Genomic DNA, 15,842 nt, shown 5'->3' with positions numbered 1-15,842 from the left:
AGGCGCCGGCCCCCGCAGTCCGCGCGTAGCGCCACAGGCGCCATGCGCGCAACGAATCAGGAGTGGAGGAGTTTCATGGAAGGCTTTATCACCGACTGGCTGAACCTCGCATTGCGCTGGTTCCACGTCATCGCAGCCATCGCCTGGATCGGCGAATCGTTCTATTTCGTCGCGCTCGACAACAGCCTCAAACCGCCGACGGACCCGAACCAGCGCCGCCGCGGCGTGTTCGGGGAGCTCTGGCACGTGCACGGCGGCGGCTTCTACAACATGCAGAAGTACACCGTCGCGCCGCCCGAAATGCCCGAAGACCTGCACTGGTCGAAGTGGCCCTCGTACACCACGTGGCTCTCCGGCGCGTCGCTCTTCACGGTGCTCTACCTGTTCGCACCGAACACCTATCTGATCGACAAGAGCGTGCTCGACATGGGCCCGGTCGTCGCGGTGTTCTCGGCCATCGGCTTCCTCGCCGCGGGCTGGATCGTCTATGACTCGCTGTGCCGTCTGCTCGGCACGAACGACAAGCTGCTCGGCATCTGCGTGGGCCTCTATGTGGTGGTCGCCGCGTACCTCGCCTGCCACATTTTCTCGGGCCGCGCCGCGTACCTGATCATGGGCGGCATGCTCGCGACGATCATGTCGGCCAACGTGTTCTTCGTCATCATCCCCGGCCAGCGCAAGATGGTCGACGCGATGCTCAAGGGCCAGGAGCCGAACCCGATCTACGGCAAGCGCGGCAAGCAGCGTTCGGTGCACAACACCTACTTCACGCTGCCGGTGGTGTTCGCGATGCTGTCGAACCACTATGCGATGACCTATGCCCACGAGTACAACTGGGCGATCCTTGTCGTGATCATGCTGGCCGGCGCGCTGATTCGCCAGTTCTTCGTGATGCGCCACCGCGGCCACGTGCTGTGGTACCTGCCGCTCGGCGGCGTGGCGCTGATGTTCGTCGCGCTCGTCTGGACGCTGCCGCGCCCGGTCGTGCCGCAGGCCGAAGCCGCGAACGCCCCGACCATCAAGGTCGGCGACATCCAGCCGATCCTGCAGGCCCGCTGCGCGGCGTGCCACTCGGCACACCCGACGCTCATGGGCGCGGCGCCGGCCGGCGTGATGCTCGATACGCCCGACGAGATCTCGCAGAACGCCCAGCGCATCTATCAGCAGGCCGTGCAGCTGAAAGCGATGCCGCTTGGCAACGTCACGCACATGACGGACGAAGAGCGGCAGAAGATCGCGGCCTGGTTCGACGGCGGTGCGAAGCAATAACTGCTTACGGCATGCAGCGGATTCGTCGCATGCCGCTTGAAGTCGGAGCTGCAAACAGGAGGCCCGGAGCACAATGTGCTCCGGGCCTTTTTGTTGCACGACGCGGTTCGCAACCCTGCACGGCGTGCGATTGCGGCCACCCTCGAAGCGATAGAGTGAAAAGATCGGGAGTCCGGAAGACCGGTTGAAAACCCTTTCTCTGGGAGGTTCAGTTGTCGAAAGCATTCGTACTCAGCGGAGACGGCCCGCTCGCCGTGGCCTGGCAATGCGGACTCATGAGCGGCCTCGCGCAGTCGGGAGTCTCGTTGCGGGATGCGGACTTCTTGCTCGGCACCTCGGCGGGCGCGATCGTCGCGACCCAGACCTTGTCGGCCGGTTCGACGCCGTGCTGATCGTCAGCTTCCACCCGCCCGGCCCGGCCGGACAGCGCATGACTGCTCGCGTCACCGCACAGGCCGACGCACTCATGGCAGCCGGAACCCGCGTGCTCGTCGTAACGCCCGACGAGCCGTGCCTCGAAGCGATCGGCTCGCAGACGATGGACTTCGCGCCGCCCCGCGGTCGCCCGGCAAGGCTCGGCGCAAGGCGTCGCGATCGCCAGTCGACTCGCCCAATTCTGGCAATAAGCACCCGGCGTCCAGAAGCAAAAAAGCCACGACCTTCGGTCGTGGCTCGATAAGAGAAAGGCCCGATATGCCGGGCGTGAAGCTTCAGCCCTGCGCCGCGCGCATCGCCTCTTCGGTCAGCCAAAGCGATTCCGGCAGATCCTGCTCGTTGAGGTTGAGCCCCTCGCCGCCGCGATCGACGACGATGAAGTCGCTCACCTCGTCGAGCGCGATCAGCGGATGGTGCCAGACGCCCTTCGCGTAGTTCACGCCCTGCCAGCCCCGCGTGACGAAGGCACGGATCTTCGCGACGTCCAGATCGCCGGCCGGCGCCACGACCACCAGATACGGCCGGTCGTTCAGCGGCACGAACGCCTGGCTGCCGAGCGGATGGCGCTCGAGCATCTTCACTTCGAACGGCAGCACGCGCGGCTGCCCGCGGAACAGATTGACGAGCGTGCGCCCGCTCTCGTCGGTCACGTCCACGTTCGCGAGATCGTGATAACGGATCGTCGTGCCGAGGTTGATCGGAATCTGCTTCGCCCCTTCGAGCTCGATCACGTCGCCGAACGGCGCGAACGCCTCGCGCGTGAGCGGCTCGATGGAAAGCGTGGTTCGGGTATCGCTCATGATGGCCTCGCCGACGCTCAAGCGAGCGTGCCCCACAGACGCAGGCGCGACACGCCGCCGTCCGGGATGATGTTCAGGCGCACGTGCGTGACCGGGCCCAGCGCGGCCAGCTCGCTTTCGAAGTAGTGCTGGTTGTCCATCTGCAGCTTCTGTTCGCCGAGCAGCACCGGCCAGAACATCGCCTGGGTGATGAGCGAGCTGTCCGTGCCGCCCGTCACGCGCGCGGCCTGGATCGAGCAGCGATCCGGATAGTTGCCCTTGAAGTGCGCCGTATCGACTTCGATCTTCTTGATGACGCCCGGCTGTGCCAGCGCGATGATCGCCCAGTCGTTGCCCGGCTCGCGGCGGCGGCGCGTTTCCCAGCCGTCGCCCATGTTCACGCCGCGGCCCGGCATCAGGATGTTCGAAGCGACACCGAAGTGCTGGTTGTTCGCCGCAACGAGGTAGGCGCCGTTTTCCATCGCCGCGAGGTCGAAGAGTTCGGTGCGGCTCGCGCCCTTCCAGTCCACCTGCGGCTGGCCATAGACGCGCAGACGCGCAATGCCGCCATCGGGATAGATGTTCACGCGCAGGTGCGTGTAGGGCTGCGTGCTCGTCACTTCGACGTAGTGGTGGCTGTTGCCCTGCAGCGAGGTCGAGGGAACGATCTCGGTCCACTGCGTCGAAGCGCCCGGCGCGCCTTCCGGCACATAGGCGCCCTCCACCGAGGCGGCCGGCGGGAAATTGCCCGTGAAGTGGCTCGTGTCGAGGTCGAGGCCCTTGATGACGCCCGGGCGCGCGAGCTTGACGACGCACCAGTCGTAGCCCGTCGTGCGCTTGCGGCGCGTCTCCCAGCCGTCCATCCACTTGCCGTGATCGTCGTACTTGCCCGGGATGAAGACGGCCGGCTCCGGATTGAGCATGCGATCCTTCGGGGCGAAGAAGTCGTCGCTCGCCTCGAGTGCCTGCGCGCCCAGCCGCGGGTCCGCGAGGTTCACGTAGCGGCGCGTGAATTCAGGTGCGTTGGGGTCGAGAGTCGGGAGTGCCATCTTTGTCTTCCTTCGTGTCTGTCGTGTCGGTTCGGTGCTGCCGGTGATACGGAAAAGCGCCGCGCCCGCATGCGCTTGCGCGGGCCGGCGCCGTGTCATGCGTCGATCAGTTCGTCGAGCCTGAAACGGGCAATGCGGTAAATCTGGTCGAGGCTCGCGCGCAGTTCGTCCGGGCGGCTGTTGCTCACGCGCGATTCGAAGTTCGCGATGATGCCGTGTCGATCATAGCCGCGCACGGCCAGGATGAACGGAAAACCGAACTTCTCGCGATAGGCGTGGTTCAGCGACTGCAGTTTGTCGAACTCTTCCTGCGTGCAGAGGTTCAGACCCGCGCCGCTTTGCTCGCGCGTCGATTCGATGGTCAGCTCGCCGCGCACCGCCGCCTTGCCCGCGAGCTCCGGGTGAGCGTTGATGAGGGCGAGCTGCTTCGCTTCGCCTGCGCTCTCCACCGCGCCCGACATCGTGCGATGCAGCACCTCGATGCTCGCATACGGACGCTGGCCCGCGGCCGCCTCGGCCACCCAGGGCGAGTGTTCGAAAATGCCCGAAAGCGCCGCCACGAAGGCTTCGGTCGAGGCGTTGTTCAGCTGTTCGAGGGTGTAGTGCATTGCCTTCATGCGGCGGCCCCGCGGTGATCGTTCTGTTGCGGTTGATAGGGATGATGCTCGCGCCAGTGACGCGCGATGTCCACGCGGCGGGTGATCCACACGCGATCGTGTTGTTCGATGTGATCGAGGAAACGCTGCAGCGCGCGAAAGCGCCCCGGGCGGCCGAGCAGGCGGCAGTGCATGCCGATCGAGAGCATCTTCGGCGCTTCGTCGCCTTCTTCGTAGAGCACGTCGAATGCGTCGCTCAGGTAGGTGAAGAAGTGGTCCGCCGTGTTGAAGCCCTGGGGCGTGGCGAAGCGCATGTCGTTCGTGTCGAGCGTGTACGGCACGATCAGTTGCGGCGTGGTCTTGCCGCCCGTGACTTCCACGTCCATCCAGAACGGCAGGTCGTCGCCGTAGTAGTCGGAGTCGTAGAGGAAGCCGCCGTGCTCCGCGACGAGGCGGTGCGTGTTCGGGCTGTCGCGGCCGGTGTACCAGCCGAGCGGCCGCACGCCCGTGACGCGCTCGATCGCTTCCATGCCGAGCTTCATATGCTCGGCTTCGAGTTCGGGCGTCGCGTCCTGGTAGTGGATCCAGCGGTAGCCGTGGCATGCGATCTCGTGGCCGAGCTCGACGAATGCGCGGGCCGCTTCGGGATGGCGCTCGATCGCCATGCCGACGCCGAACACCGTGAGCGGCAGGCCGCGCTTCTCGAACTCGCGCAGGATGCGCCACACGCCGACGCGCGAGCCGTACTCGTAAATCGACTCCATGCTCATGTGGCGCGCCGGGTAGGCCGCGGCGCCGACGATCTCGGAGAGGAACTGCTCGGATGCACGGTCGCCGTGCAGCACGCAGTTTTCGCCGCCCTCTTCGTAGTTGAGCACGAACTGCACCGCGACGCGGGCCTGGCCCGGCCAGTTGGCCTGCACCGGATGCCGGCCATAACCAGTCAGATCGCGAGGATATTGGGGATCGAGTGCCATGCTGGACGAATCAATCGAAAAGTGGTGGGTAAGCGTCAATCGAGCGGGAATCCGGCGAATCGACAAACCAGTGAATCGACGGAAAGCGGGGGCATCGGACGTGCCGCGAGCGCGGTTCACGGGTGCGGCGGGACGGCGTGGCCGCCCGCTTTCAGGACCGGATCAGTGTAGCGAAATCGCTTCGGCGCGCCCATATGCACGCTCAGATAGTGCGGGTCAAGCGCGATGTATGAGGACCGCCGCACCGCGCTTGACGCGATTCCTCAAGGTTGGGTGTTTACCCGTAGCGCAGCGGGCGCGCGGGCGGCGGGGAGTCGGTGATGCCCGGTGTATCGACGCCCGGTGTATCGACGCCCGGCGTAGCGACGCCCGGCGTAGCGACGCCCGGCGTGGCGACGCCCGGACTAAATCGCGCGAAGTCGCCGTCGTAGCGCTTCGCGAGCGGGCGCGCGAAGTCGCCGCGCTTGGCGGTGGCAAGGCGCAGCGTCACGAGCGCCTCCACCCATTTCACGGCCGCCGTCACGCCGTCCACCACCGGCACGGCCAGTGCGTCCTCCACCTGCGCGCACAGGCTCGTCATACCCGCGCAGCCGAGCACGATCGCATCCGCCCCGTCTTCTTCGAGCGCGCGACGGCATTCCTCGACGATCGCGCGGCGCGCGGCCGAGCCCGGTTCGTCGAGTTCGAGCACGGCCACGTCGATGGCCCGCACGTTGCGGCAAAAGCGCGTCATGCCGTAGCGCTCGGCCAGATGCCACGCCATCGCGCGGGTGCGCGAGAGCGTCGTCACCACCGAGAAGCCCGGCGCCAGCACGCTCGCCGCATGCATGGCCGCCTCGGCGATGCCGATCACGGGCCCCCGCGCAAGCTCGCGCGCGGCGTACAGGCCCGGGTCGCCAAAGCACGCAATCACGTAACCGTCGAAGCCCTCGCGCTCGCCCGCTTCCACTTCGGCGAGCAGGCCAGGCGTCGCCAGCGCCTCGTCGTAGTAGCCCTCGATCGACGGCGGCCCCATGGTCGGGCTCACCGCCACCACTTCCGTCCCCGCGGCGACCACGGCGCGCGCGCACTGGCCCATCGCGGCGGTCATCCGCTGGGTCGTGTTCGGGTTGATCAGCTTGATACGCATGTCTCCTCCAGCTTGTTTCGGGTGCATCCCGGTCTTACGCGCGGGCGCGTTGGCCGAGCGTGAGCGCGCGGTAAAACAGTGCGCCGAGCGCCGCGCCGATGAACCACGAGAAGTTCGCGGCACCCGAGAGCGCCGGCGTCATCACGCAGAGAATCGCGATGACGGCGGCAGGCAGGAGCGCCATCACGGCACGGCGGTTCACGCCGTCGCGATACCAGTAGGCGCCCGAGGGCGACACGGTATAGAGATCGTCCACGGCGAGGCAGCCGCGCTTGACGAGATAAAAGTCAACCGTCAGGACACCGTACAAAGGCCCGATAAAGGCGCCGAGCACGTCGAGCGTGTAGTGAATCACGGCCGGGTTGTTGAAGAGGTTCCACGGCGTGATGAAGATCGAGGCGACCGCCGCGAGCATGCCGCCCGCGCGCCAGCTGATCAGGCGCGGCGCCACGTTCGAAAAGTCGAATGCCGGAGAAACGAAGTTCGCGACGATGTTGATGCCGATGGTGGCGATGGTGAACGTGAGCGCCCCGAGGATCACGGCGGTCGGATGGTCGATGCGGCCCACCGTTTCGACCGGATCGGTAATCAGTTGTCCGAACACAGGCAGCGTGGCCGAGGTCGTGATGACCGTCACCAGCGAGAACGCGAGGAAGTTGACCGGCAGGCCCCAGAAGTTACCGCGATGCACGCTCCTGAGCGACTTGCCGTAACGCGAGAAGTCGCCGAAATTGAGCATCGGTCCCGAGAAGTACGACACCACGAGCGAGATCGCCGTAATCATGACCGGGATCACTTCCGCACCGTGATACTTCACGCCGCCGAGATTGAGGCCGATGTTCTGCCAGCCCGCGCGATACACCATATAACCCGCCAGCGCGAACATCACGACATACACGGCCGGACCCGCGAAGTCGATGAACTTCTTGATGGTCTCCATGCCGTTCCAGAACACGAAGGCCTGCAGCACCCAGAGCGTCATGAAGCCTGCCCAGCCGATGGTGGAAAGGCCGAACATGCCGTGCCTGTGCACGTCCGCGTAGGGCATGAGCTCGGGGAAGAACTTGAGCACGACGATCACGAGCGCGCTCGACGCGAGATAGGTCTGGATGCCGTACCACGCCACCGCGATCAGGCCGCGGATCACGGCGGGAATGTTGGCGCCCAGCACGCCGAACGTGGCGCGGCAGGCAACCGGATACGGCACGCCGTGACGCTGGCTGGGGCGCGCAATGAGGTTGCAGAGCACGTTGACGATCGAGATGCCCACCAGCAGCGCGATCAGCACCTGCCAGCTCGTGAGGCCGAGGGCAAAAAGACTGCCTGCGAACACATAGCCGCCGACGCTGTGCACGTCGGACATCCAGAACGCGAAGATGTTGTACGCGCCCCAGGTCTGCTCGCGCAACGGCGCGAGGTCGGCGTTGTAAAGCCTGTCGCTGTAGCCGGACGGCAGGTGGAAGCTTTCCTCTTCGCCGCCCTCTGCGGACTCGAAGCCGGGTACTGCGGGACTGCCGGGTGATGCGCTGAACTGAGCCATGATCCGCTCCTTGGGATGAATACGCCGACGGGAAAAGACACTCGAACCCCTTGGGCGCGGCAGCCGCACACCCACGTGCGGCTGCCGCGCAGCCTGCCGGATGGCCCAGGACTTCCGGATCCGGCGCCGGTCGCCGCTTGCGCGCGCCCTGTTCCGCCGTACCGCCATAGCCCTTGCGCACTCGCGTGCGCGGCCCTCTTCATCCCTGATTCCGCGAGGCGGCGCCCACCGGGCGCGCGCCGCGCGTCACTGCAATTCTGTCCCGCCCCACCCATCGTGCCGGCCCCGGCACGGCCCGCAGACCGCCCGCGCTAGCGCGCCGGCGCCGCCGCTTCGCGCAGGCCGAACACCTCCTGCAGATCCACCGAAGCGCCGGCCGGCCGGTCGAGCATGCGCAGCTCGACGCCCTGCAGGTGCCGCACCATCAGCTCCGCGGCTTCCCTCGCCTGCCCGTTTTCGAGCGCCGTGAGGATCGCCTCATGGTCGTCGAACGAGCAGGGGCTGCGCCCTGGCGACTCATAGAGCGCCGAAATGAGCGTCGAACGCGCCACCAGTCCGTTCAGACAATTGCACAACACCGTGTTGCCGGTGAGCGCGGCGAGCGCCGTATGGAACTCGCCGGAGAGGCGAATCCACGTCGGGAAATCGCGCCCTTCGAACGCCTTGCGCTCGCGCCGGATCGACTCGCCGATGCTCTTGAGCCGCCGGTTGCCGTGCTGCGCCGTGCAGATGCGATCGACGACCGCCAGCTCGATGATCCGGCGCATTTCGAACACCTCGTGCACTTCCTGAAGCGATGGGCTTGCAACGAATGCGCCACGGTTCGGCTCCAGGTCGACGAGGTGGTCGGTCGCGAGAAGCGCCAGTGCCTGGCGTATCGGCCCTCGCTTCACACCGAACACTTCGCATAACTGCGCTTCGGTCAGCTTGGCGCCGGGCGGGAGGCGGTGTTCCAGAATCGCGGCGCGTATGCGCGCGGCGATCGCCTCGGGCTTGGCGCCAGTCGTCCCGGCTTCGGTTTCGATCTTCTGCATGTCTCTTGCCTTTATGGTCGGTATCCTAGATTGGACATAAAGATTGTCAACAATTTTATCGACGAACCTCGGGAAATTACCCAGGTTCCGCCTGCCTCAACATGCTCCTATACGGTGAGTCCCGCTTTATTACGGGGAACAACGCACATTCATGGTGAACGCATGCCCCGGATTGGACCGAAATATTGTCAACAATTTATCGACTGCGCTCCCCTCTTTGCATGTGTGGCCACTAGTCGAAACAGGCCGTTAGTTGCATATTAACCCGCAAAAAAAGCGCCCGAAGGCGCTTGCGGTGTTTCCGCTCAACCAGGATGCGGGTAGCCGCTCACGGCCAGCTCGAAGCCATGCGCCGTAGCGTGCAGCTGCGCCGGCGCCCCCACGGGCAGCGTCGCCATATCCGGAATATGTCCGAACGGCAGACCCGTGATCACCGGAATGCCGATCACCGAGCGCACCTGCTCCACCATCTCCTTGAGGTCGTAACCATTGTCGGATTCGTATGGCTTGCCACCCGAGAAGTCGCCCAGCACGAGCGCCTGCTGCTGCGCGAGGATGCCCGAGAGATGCAGCTGGTAAATCATCCGCTCGATGCGAAAGGGTTGCTCGTTGACGTCCTCGACGAACAGGATGCCCCCCTGCACCGGCGGCAGGTACGGCGTGCCGATCAGCGAGGTCAGCACGGCGAGATTGCCGCCCCAGAGCGTGCCCGACACGTCCACGGCGTGGACCTGCGGTGCGTTCACCTTGAGCGTGAATTCGGGCTTCGACAGCGTGTCCCAGAAGTGATGCATCGTGAAGCTGCTCAGCGCCTCGGCGCCGAAATCGCTCACGAGCATTGGGCCGCCGAAGGTGATCAGCCCCGCGCGCGCCAGGAGCGCGAGCTGGATCGCCGTGAAATCGCTGTGCCCGCAAAAGGCCACCGGCTGGCCGGCCAGCCGGCGCTGCAAGCCGTCGTAGTCGAGCCCGTGGAGGATGCGCACGGCGCCGTAGCCGCCGCGCACCGCCAGCACGATATCGGGCAGATCGCGCGACGGATCCGCGAGCCGGTTGAGCTCGGCCGCGCGCTGGCCGTCCGTGCCCGCGAAACGCTGGTAGCGCCGCTCGGTCGCCTGGATGCCTTCGACGCGATGCCCTTCGGCGTGCAGGCGCGCGAGCGCCCGATGGACAGCCTCCGGATCTTGCGGATAACCCGACGGCGCAATCAGTTCGATGGTGCGATGCATGCTCATGTCGATGGTGCCGGTATGTCGTCCTCGCCGCCCGCCGTGTCCTGCTCCGGCTGCGCCTCACCTGATGCTGCCTGCGCCTGCTCTTGCGCCAGCGCGCGCCGTGCGCGACTCGCGCGGCGCCGTTCCGAGAAGAACGCACGCAGCGCGTCCCCGCATTCGGTCTCGAGCACGCCACCCACGACACTCGTGTGATGATTGAGCTGAGGGTTCGCGAACGCATCGACCACGCTGCCGCACGCACCCGTTTTCGGGTCGTGCGCGCCGTACACCACGCGGGCGATCCGCGCATGCATGATCGCGCCGGCGCACATCAGGCACGGTTCCAGGGTCACATAGAGTTCGCAGCCGGGCAAGCGGTAGTTTCCCAACCTCTGCGCGGCCGCGCGCAGTGCCGCCATTTCCGCGTGCGCGGAAGGATCGTGCCCGCCGATCGGGTGGTTGAAGCCCGTCGCGATCACCTCGTCGCCACGCACGAGCACGGCGCCCACCGGCACCTCGCCGGCTGCGCGCGCTTCTTCGGCGGCGGCCTGCGCGAGGCGCATGAAATGGCGGTCGCGTTCGGTAACAGGATCGGGATTGGAAAGCGGCGGGACCGGCTGGCTTTCTTGCAGAGTTTCGGGCGGCGCCGGAACCGGCTCGCCTTCGGCGGCAGCAGCAGAGGTTGCGAACGAGACGGGTGTATCGGGCGCGCTCACTGCGGTCCCGCGCCGGCGGCCTCTTCGACGGCCGCGCGTTCGCAAAGCCGCTCGGCGATCCGGCGGCGGTATTCGTGCGGCACCACCATCGGACCGCCCCGCAGCGACTCGAGCGCCATGTCGAGCGCGAGCAGACGCGCGCGCAGGCGGCATTGGGCGGCCTTGTCGCTCACCTGGGCGAGCTCTTTTTCGAGGTCGCCCAGCGCGCGCAGTTGTTCCAGCGCGGGCGGCACGAACCCGGCGTTCTTCAGGATGCGGTTCGCCACCCGCACTTCTTCGGGCACGAGCAGGTCGTCGTCGAGTTCCTGGGGCACTCCGGCGCCCGGCAGATCGGCAAAGTCGCCCCGCTTGGCGGCGGCGGCAATCCGTTGTTCGACGAGGGCATCAAGCAATTTCATCGGCAATCCACTACGTTGCGGCCCACGCATTCTATCAGGGCAAGACCTGGAAGACCGTCCGCGTCTGTCGTGTGGGTCATCGGTTCCCAACGGCTTGACAGACGCTCGAATGAATGCTGGATGCATTGCGCAAACGTGGAATCGCCCGGCTGGACGTGTTGCGGGCCGCCAGGGAATGCCCCCTGCCCGGCCCGCAACGAGGCGGGATACGAAGCGGGATGCGAAGCGGGATACGAGACTTAATGCGCGAGCACTTTGGCAATCGCCTCCACCACGGCCCCCACGTTCTTCTCGTTGAGCCCCGCCACGCACATGCGTCCCGAGCGCAGGATGTACACGCCGTGCGTTTCGCGCAGCGCCTCGACCTGCTCCACGGACAGCCCCGTGTACGTGAACATGCCGCGCTGGCGCACGTAGCGCTCCAGCGCCTCGCCGCTCACGTGCGCGCGCAGGCCGTCGTGAATCGCGACGCGCATACGCGCGATGCGCTTGCACATGGCCGCGAGTTCGGCCTCCCACGAAGCCTTCAGCGCCGGCGTGTTCAGCACGCGCGTGACGATCTTCGCGCCGTGCGTCGGCGGATTGCTGTAGTTCGAGCGCACCGCGCCCGTGAGCTGGCCGAGCACGCGGTCGGCCGCCGCGGCGTCTTCGCAGATCACGTGCAGACCGCCGCAACGCTCGCCATAGAGCGAGAAGTTCTTCGAGAACGAGTTCGCCACCAGCGCCGGCACGCCGCGCCGGGCAATCTCGCGCACGGCGAACGCGTCGGCGTCGAGGCCCGCGCCGAAGCCCTGATAGGCCATGTCGACGAACGGCAGCAGATCGCGCTTTTGCAGCACGTCGATCAGCTGGGTCCACTGGGCCTCGTCCAGATCGACGCCCGTCGGGTTATGGCAGCACGCGTGCAGCAGCACCACGCTCTTCGCCGGCAGCGCGTCGATGGCCGAGAGCATGGCCTCGAACTTCAGACCGCCCGTCGCCTCGTCGTAGTACGGGTAGGTGTTCACCGTGAAGCCCGCGCGCTCGAAGATGAAGCGGTGGTTTTCCCACGTCGGATCGCTCACCCACACCTGGCTCGTCGGGAAATAGCGCTTGATGAAGTCGGCGCCCACCTTGAGCGCGCCCGAGCCGCCCAGCGTCTGCACGGTCGCAATGCGGGCCGCCGCGCGCGACGGGCATTCGGCGCCGAACACCAGCGCCTGCACCGCGTCCCGATACTGCGCGAAGCCCGCCATCGGCAGATACGGCTTCGCACCCGGTTCGTCGAGAAGCGCGGCTTCGGCGGCGTGCACGGCCTGCATGACCGGCAGGCGGCCGTCGTCGTCGAAATAGATGCCGATGCTCAGATTGACCTTGTTCTGGCGCGGATCCTTCTGGAAGTTCTCGTTGAGCGAGAGGATCGGGTCGCCGGGATAGGCGTCGATGTGTTCGAACATGATGTTTGCGATATAGACGGTTCAGGACGAATCCGGGCGGCCCGCGAGGCGAGCCGCCGGGCCGAAGCGCTCAGCGCACCGGGATGCCGCGTTGCAGCGCAGGCGCCGCGTTGCGCCGCCACATCCGGTAAGCGAGACCCAGCACGCCGAGCCACACGGGGATCAGATACACGGAAAGGCGCAGGTCCGGCGTGAGATACATTACAACGAGAACGCCAGCAAGGAACGCGAGACACAGATAATTCGTGAGCGGATAGCCGAGGCTGCGGAACAACGTCGGCTGGTTGGCCAGCGCCTTGTCGCGGCGGAACTTCAGATGGATGAGGCTGATCATCGCCCAGTTGATGATGAGCGCCGACACCACGAGCCCCATCAGCAGCTCGAACGCCTTGCCCGGCATGAAGTAGTTGACCACCACGCACACGAGCGTCGAGAACGCCGACACGCCGAGCGCCACGAGCGGAATGCCGCGGCGGTTCACCTTGAGCAGCGATTTCGGCGCATTGCCCTGCTGCGCGAGACCGTAGAGCATGCGGCTGTTGCAGTACACACCGCTGTTGTACACGGAGAGCGCGGCCGTGAGCACGACGAGGTTCAGCACATTGGCGACGATGTCGCTGTTCATCGCGTGGAAGATCAGCACGAACGGGCTGCCGCCGGTCGCCACCTTCTGCCACGGATAGAGCGAGAGCAGCACGCCGAGCGCGCCCACGTAGAAGATCAGGATGCGGTAGATGACCTGGTTGGTTGCGCGCGGGATGGTGTGCGCGGGATCGTCGGCTTCCGCGGCGGTGATGCCGACGAGCTCCAGGCCGCCGAACGAGAACATCACGACCGCCATCGCCATCACAAGACCGGAAACGCCGTGCGGGAAGAAGCCGCCGTGCTGCCACAGGTTGGCGACGCTGGCCTCGGGGCCGGCATGGCCCGAAACGAGCAGCCAGGCGCCGAACACGATCATGCCCACGATCGCGAGCACCTTGATGATCGCGAACCAGAACTCCAGCTCGCCATACGACTTGACGCTCGCGAGATTGATGCCGTTGATGATGACGAAGAACACGAGTGCCGACACCCAGGTGGGCAGGCCCGGCCACCAGTAGTGCATATAGATGCCGACGGCGGAAAGCTCCGCCATGCTCACGAGGATATACAGCACCCAGTAGTTCCAGCCCGAGAGAAAGCCGGCGAAGGGGCCGAAGTATTTGTCGGCGAAGTGGCTGAACGAACCGGCCACGGGCTCGTCCACGACCATTTCGCCAAGCTGGCGCATGATGAAGAACGCGATGATGCCCGCAATGCCGTAGCCGAGCAGCACGGCAGGCCCGGCCGTCTGGATCGTCTGGGCGATGCCGAGGAAAAGGCCCGTGCCGATCGCGCCGCCAAGCGCGATCAGCTGGATGTGGCGATTCTTTAGACCGCGCCGGAGCTGACCACTTTTATCGTTTGAAACCATGTCTCTTCCTGTCTTCTCTTTACCGTGGGGCCGGTTCATGCAACCAGCCGGTCCCGCGAAATAAAATTGCGCGTGCAACGAACGGCACCGGTGGGCCGGACGGCACGCTCCCGGGGGCGGACAGCCTTCCGGGGTGCGCCCAGTGTATCGCCGGAGTCGAAAAATATGATTTCATCTGGTACGCTGGCAAACCCTGATTCGTACAATCCTGTTTCGCATTTACCCTCATCGAGGAAACGAAAGTGCAGATTTCCGCTCTCGACCCCATCGATCTGCGTCTGCTTGCCGCACTGCAGGAAAACGGCCGGGCCTCGAACCTCGAACTGGCCGAAACCATCAAGCTCTCCCCTGCGCAGACCTTGCGGCGGCACCGGCGGCTCGAGGAACTCGGCGTGATCCGCCGCTACGAGACGCGGCTCGACGCCGGCAGCCTCGGTTTCGGCGTGGTGGCGTTCATTCAGGTGACGATGGAGCGCGGCCACATGCGCGAACTCGTGAAGTTCAAGGAACTCGTGGCGAAGCTGCCGCAGGTGCAGGAGTGCTACTCCGTGACCGGGGATATCGACTACGTGCTCAAGGTGGTGGCGCGCGACCTCAAGGCCCTCTCCGAATTCCTGCTCGATACGCTGATGCGCGCGCCGGGCGTGAACAGCGTGCAATCGATCGTGTGCCTCGACGAACTCAAGGGGACGAGTGCGATGCCGCTGGAAGCGTGAACGGCAGCACGACGACAAAGACGGAGCGCAGCGCGCGAGGGGGGCCGGGACGGCCGCAGGCGTTAGCGCACGGCGCCTGTCCCGCGTAATCTTCAACAGCACGAAAATCTCTTTTTCAGACAACGGCTTGATTATTTTACCGCGTCCTCGTCCGGCACGCGGCGGCGCCGGCTCCCGCCCGGCATCAGCGGTCCGAGCCAGGTAATGTACGTACCCCCTGAAGTCCGCCCCCCCGGAAGCCTTGCCAAACGACGCCGCTGTGCTATAAAAATCAGCTAATTAGCCTGTCTATCTGGCGATCTGCCTGGTTGTCTGTTTGGCTGTCTATTGCGCGTTGTTGCGCGCGTCAGAGTCGGACCATGAGTCTTCTGGAGCTCAGAGGCATTTCCCGGCACTTCGGTGCCATCCACGCCCTGACCGACGTGACGCTGAGTCTGGAACCGGGCCAGGTGGTGGGCCTCATGGGCGACAACGGCGCCGGAAAATCGACGCTCGCGAAAATCATCGCCGGCAACTTCCCGCCTTCGCACGGCGACATCCTCATCGACGGCAAGCCAGTGCACTTCGGCAAGCCGGTCGATGCGCGCGCGCAAGGCATCGAAGTCGTCTACCAAGATCTCGCGCTCTGCGACAACCTCACGGCCGCCGCGAACGTCTTTCTCGGCCGCGAACCCCGCATCGGCTTCGGGCCTTTCCGTATTCTCGATCACGCATCCATGTACCGGCGCGCGGGCGAACTCTTCAAGGAACTGAAATCCGAAACGCGCCCGCGCGACCTCGTCCGGCAGATGTCGGGGGGCCAGCGGCAGGCCGTGGCGATCGCCCGCACGCGGCTGTCCGAAGCGCGGCTCGTCATCATGGACGAACCGACCGCCGCGATCAGCGTGCGCCAGGTGGCCCAGGTACTCGATCTCATCAAGCGTCTGTCCGAACACGGCGTCGCGGTGATTCTCATCAGCCACCGCATGCCCGATGTCTTCGACGTGGCCGACCGCGTGGTCGTCATGCGGCGCGGGCGCAAGGTGGCGGACAAGAAAACCAGCGCCTCCTCGCCGGAGGAAGTGACGGGCCTCATTACCGGAGCCATATCCGCTGCCTGAG

Annotated in this window: 16 protein-coding genes; 4 read left to right on the top strand and 12 right to left on the bottom strand. The window is 65.7% G+C overall.

Annotated features, from left to right (window positions below):
- Positions 1-75 precede the first annotated feature (75 nt).
- On the top strand, positions 76-1,269 hold the full coding sequence (locus tag U5760_RS00390; RefSeq protein ID WP_322008791.1) for a urate hydroxylase PuuD: 1,194 nt from the start codon (positions 76-78) through the stop codon (positions 1,267-1,269).
- 212 nt (positions 1,270-1,481) lie between these two features.
- Positions 1,482-1,661 carry a hypothetical protein gene (locus tag U5760_RS00385; protein ID WP_322008789.1) on the top strand — a complete coding sequence of 60 codons (180 nt, stop codon included), beginning with the start codon at positions 1,482-1,484 and terminating at the stop codon, positions 1,659-1,661.
- 318 nt (positions 1,662-1,979) lie between these two features.
- On the opposite strand, the gene U5760_RS00380 is transcribed toward U5760_RS00385, so the two are convergent.
- The 12 genes from U5760_RS00380 to U5760_RS00325 all read right to left on the bottom strand — a co-directional run bounded on the left by U5760_RS00380 (position 1,980) and on the right by U5760_RS00325 (position 14,025).
- A complete protein-coding gene (locus U5760_RS00380; protein WP_322008786.1) occupies positions 1,980-2,504 on the bottom strand; it encodes an ureidoglycolate lyase in 525 nt (174 codons plus the stop codon).
- A 17-nt stretch (positions 2,505-2,521) separates the two neighbouring features.
- Entirely contained in the window at positions 2,522-3,532 is a 1,011-nt protein-coding gene (alc, locus tag U5760_RS00375) for an allantoicase (protein ID WP_322008785.1), read from the bottom strand.
- 95 nt (positions 3,533-3,627) lie between these two features.
- Positions 3,628-4,149 (bottom strand): 2-oxo-4-hydroxy-4-carboxy-5-ureidoimidazoline decarboxylase, encoded by a 522-nt coding sequence (uraD, locus tag U5760_RS00370; protein ID WP_322008784.1) that lies wholly within the window; start codon positions 4,147-4,149, stop codon positions 3,628-3,630.
- Complete coding sequence (gene puuE, locus U5760_RS00365; RefSeq protein WP_322008782.1) at positions 4,146-5,105, bottom strand: allantoinase PuuE; 960 nt, start codon at positions 5,103-5,105, stop codon at positions 4,146-4,148. The genes uraD and puuE overlap by 4 nt, the downstream gene beginning before the upstream one ends.
- A gap of 277 nt (positions 5,106-5,382) precedes the next feature.
- The gene (locus U5760_RS00360) at positions 5,383-6,234 is read right to left on the bottom strand and encodes an aspartate/glutamate racemase family protein (RefSeq protein ID WP_322008781.1); all 852 of its coding nucleotides are present in this window, start codon (positions 6,232-6,234) and stop codon (positions 5,383-5,385) included.
- A 34-nt stretch (positions 6,235-6,268) separates the two neighbouring features.
- Positions 6,269-7,774: an NCS1 family nucleobase:cation symporter-1 gene (locus U5760_RS00355; protein WP_322008779.1), complete on the bottom strand. Its 1,506-nt coding sequence runs from the start codon at positions 7,772-7,774 to the stop codon at positions 6,269-6,271.
- A gap of 311 nt (positions 7,775-8,085) precedes the next feature.
- The gene (locus tag U5760_RS00350) at positions 8,086-8,808 is read right to left on the bottom strand and encodes a GntR family transcriptional regulator (RefSeq protein ID WP_322008777.1); all 723 of its coding nucleotides are present in this window, start codon (positions 8,806-8,808) and stop codon (positions 8,086-8,088) included.
- 305 nt (positions 8,809-9,113) lie between these two features.
- Positions 9,114-10,040, bottom strand: a complete 927-nt coding sequence (ldcA, locus tag U5760_RS00345) for a muramoyltetrapeptide carboxypeptidase (RefSeq protein ID WP_322008776.1) — start codon at positions 10,038-10,040, stop codon at positions 9,114-9,116.
- A complete protein-coding gene (gene tadA / locus U5760_RS00340; protein WP_322009972.1) occupies positions 10,037-10,651 on the bottom strand; it encodes a tRNA adenosine(34) deaminase TadA in 615 nt (204 codons plus the stop codon). The genes ldcA and tadA overlap by 4 nt, the downstream gene beginning before the upstream one ends.
- An 80-nt stretch (positions 10,652-10,731) precedes the next feature.
- Entirely contained in the window at positions 10,732-11,133 is a 402-nt protein-coding gene (locus U5760_RS00335) for a DnaJ family domain-containing protein (RefSeq protein ID WP_322008774.1), read from the bottom strand.
- A gap of 239 nt (positions 11,134-11,372) precedes the next feature.
- The gene (locus tag U5760_RS00330; protein WP_322008772.1) at positions 11,373-12,569 is read right to left on the bottom strand and encodes an amino acid aminotransferase; all 1,197 of its coding nucleotides are present in this window, start codon (positions 12,567-12,569) and stop codon (positions 11,373-11,375) included.
- A gap of 70 nt (positions 12,570-12,639) precedes the next feature.
- Positions 12,640-14,025, bottom strand: coding sequence for an amino acid permease (locus U5760_RS00325; protein ID WP_322008770.1), 1,386 nt, complete (start codon positions 14,023-14,025; stop codon positions 12,640-12,642).
- Between the two features lie 242 nt (positions 14,026-14,267).
- On the opposite strand from U5760_RS00325, the gene U5760_RS00320 reads away from it, so the two are divergent.
- Together U5760_RS00320 and U5760_RS00315 are read left to right on the top strand one after the other, a co-directional pair.
- Complete coding sequence (locus U5760_RS00320) at positions 14,268-14,741, top strand: Lrp/AsnC family transcriptional regulator (protein WP_322008769.1); 474 nt, start codon at positions 14,268-14,270, stop codon at positions 14,739-14,741.
- Between the two features lie 359 nt (positions 14,742-15,100).
- On the top strand, positions 15,101-15,841 hold the full coding sequence (locus U5760_RS00315) for an ATP-binding cassette domain-containing protein (protein ID WP_322008768.1): 741 nt from the start codon (positions 15,101-15,103) through the stop codon (positions 15,839-15,841).
- Position 15,842 lies beyond the last annotated feature (1 nt).

Source organism: Paraburkholderia sp. J12 (assembly GCF_905220215.1).
Lineage (GTDB): Bacteria > Pseudomonadota > Gammaproteobacteria > Burkholderiales > Burkholderiaceae > Paraburkholderia.
Note: the sequence above shows the minus strand (reverse complement) of the source record. Positions and strands in the feature narration are given on the sequence as shown.

What these genes read in the sequence shown, in the direction of transcription:
- U5760_RS00390 (WP_322008791.1), top strand. Translation starts at nt 76, where the DNA reads ATGGAAGGCTTTATCACCGACTGGCTGAACCTCGCATTGCGCTGGTTC.
- U5760_RS00380 (WP_322008786.1), bottom strand. Translation starts at nt 2,504, where the DNA reads ATGAGCGATACCCGAACCACGCTTTCCATCGAGCCGCTCACGCGCGAG.
- alc (WP_322008785.1), bottom strand. Translation starts at nt 3,532, where the DNA reads ATGGCACTCCCGACTCTCGACCCCAACGCACCTGAATTCACGCGCCGC.
- uraD (WP_322008784.1), bottom strand. Translation starts at nt 4,149, where the DNA reads ATGAAGGCAATGCACTACACCCTCGAACAGCTGAACAACGCCTCGACC.
- puuE (WP_322008782.1), bottom strand. Translation starts at nt 5,105, where the DNA reads ATGGCACTCGATCCCCAATATCCTCGCGATCTGACTGGTTATGGCCGG.
- U5760_RS00360 (WP_322008781.1), bottom strand. Translation starts at nt 6,234, where the DNA reads ATGCGTATCAAGCTGATCAACCCGAACACGACCCAGCGGATGACCGCC.
- U5760_RS00355 (WP_322008779.1), bottom strand. Translation starts at nt 7,774, where the DNA reads ATGGCTCAGTTCAGCGCATCACCCGGCAGTCCCGCAGTACCCGGCTTC.
- U5760_RS00350 (WP_322008777.1), bottom strand. Translation starts at nt 8,808, where the DNA reads ATGCAGAAGATCGAAACCGAAGCCGGGACGACTGGCGCCAAGCCCGAG.
- ldcA (WP_322008776.1), bottom strand. Translation starts at nt 10,040, where the DNA reads ATGAGCATGCATCGCACCATCGAACTGATTGCGCCGTCGGGTTATCCG.
- U5760_RS00335 (WP_322008774.1), bottom strand. Translation starts at nt 11,133, where the DNA reads ATGAAATTGCTTGATGCCCTCGTCGAACAACGGATTGCCGCCGCCGCC.
- U5760_RS00330 (WP_322008772.1), bottom strand. Translation starts at nt 12,569, where the DNA reads ATGTTCGAACACATCGACGCCTATCCCGGCGACCCGATCCTCTCGCTC.
- U5760_RS00325 (WP_322008770.1), bottom strand. Translation starts at nt 14,025, where the DNA reads ATGGTTTCAAACGATAAAAGTGGTCAGCTCCGGCGCGGTCTAAAGAAT.
- U5760_RS00315 (WP_322008768.1), top strand. Translation starts at nt 15,101, where the DNA reads ATGAGTCTTCTGGAGCTCAGAGGCATTTCCCGGCACTTCGGTGCCATC.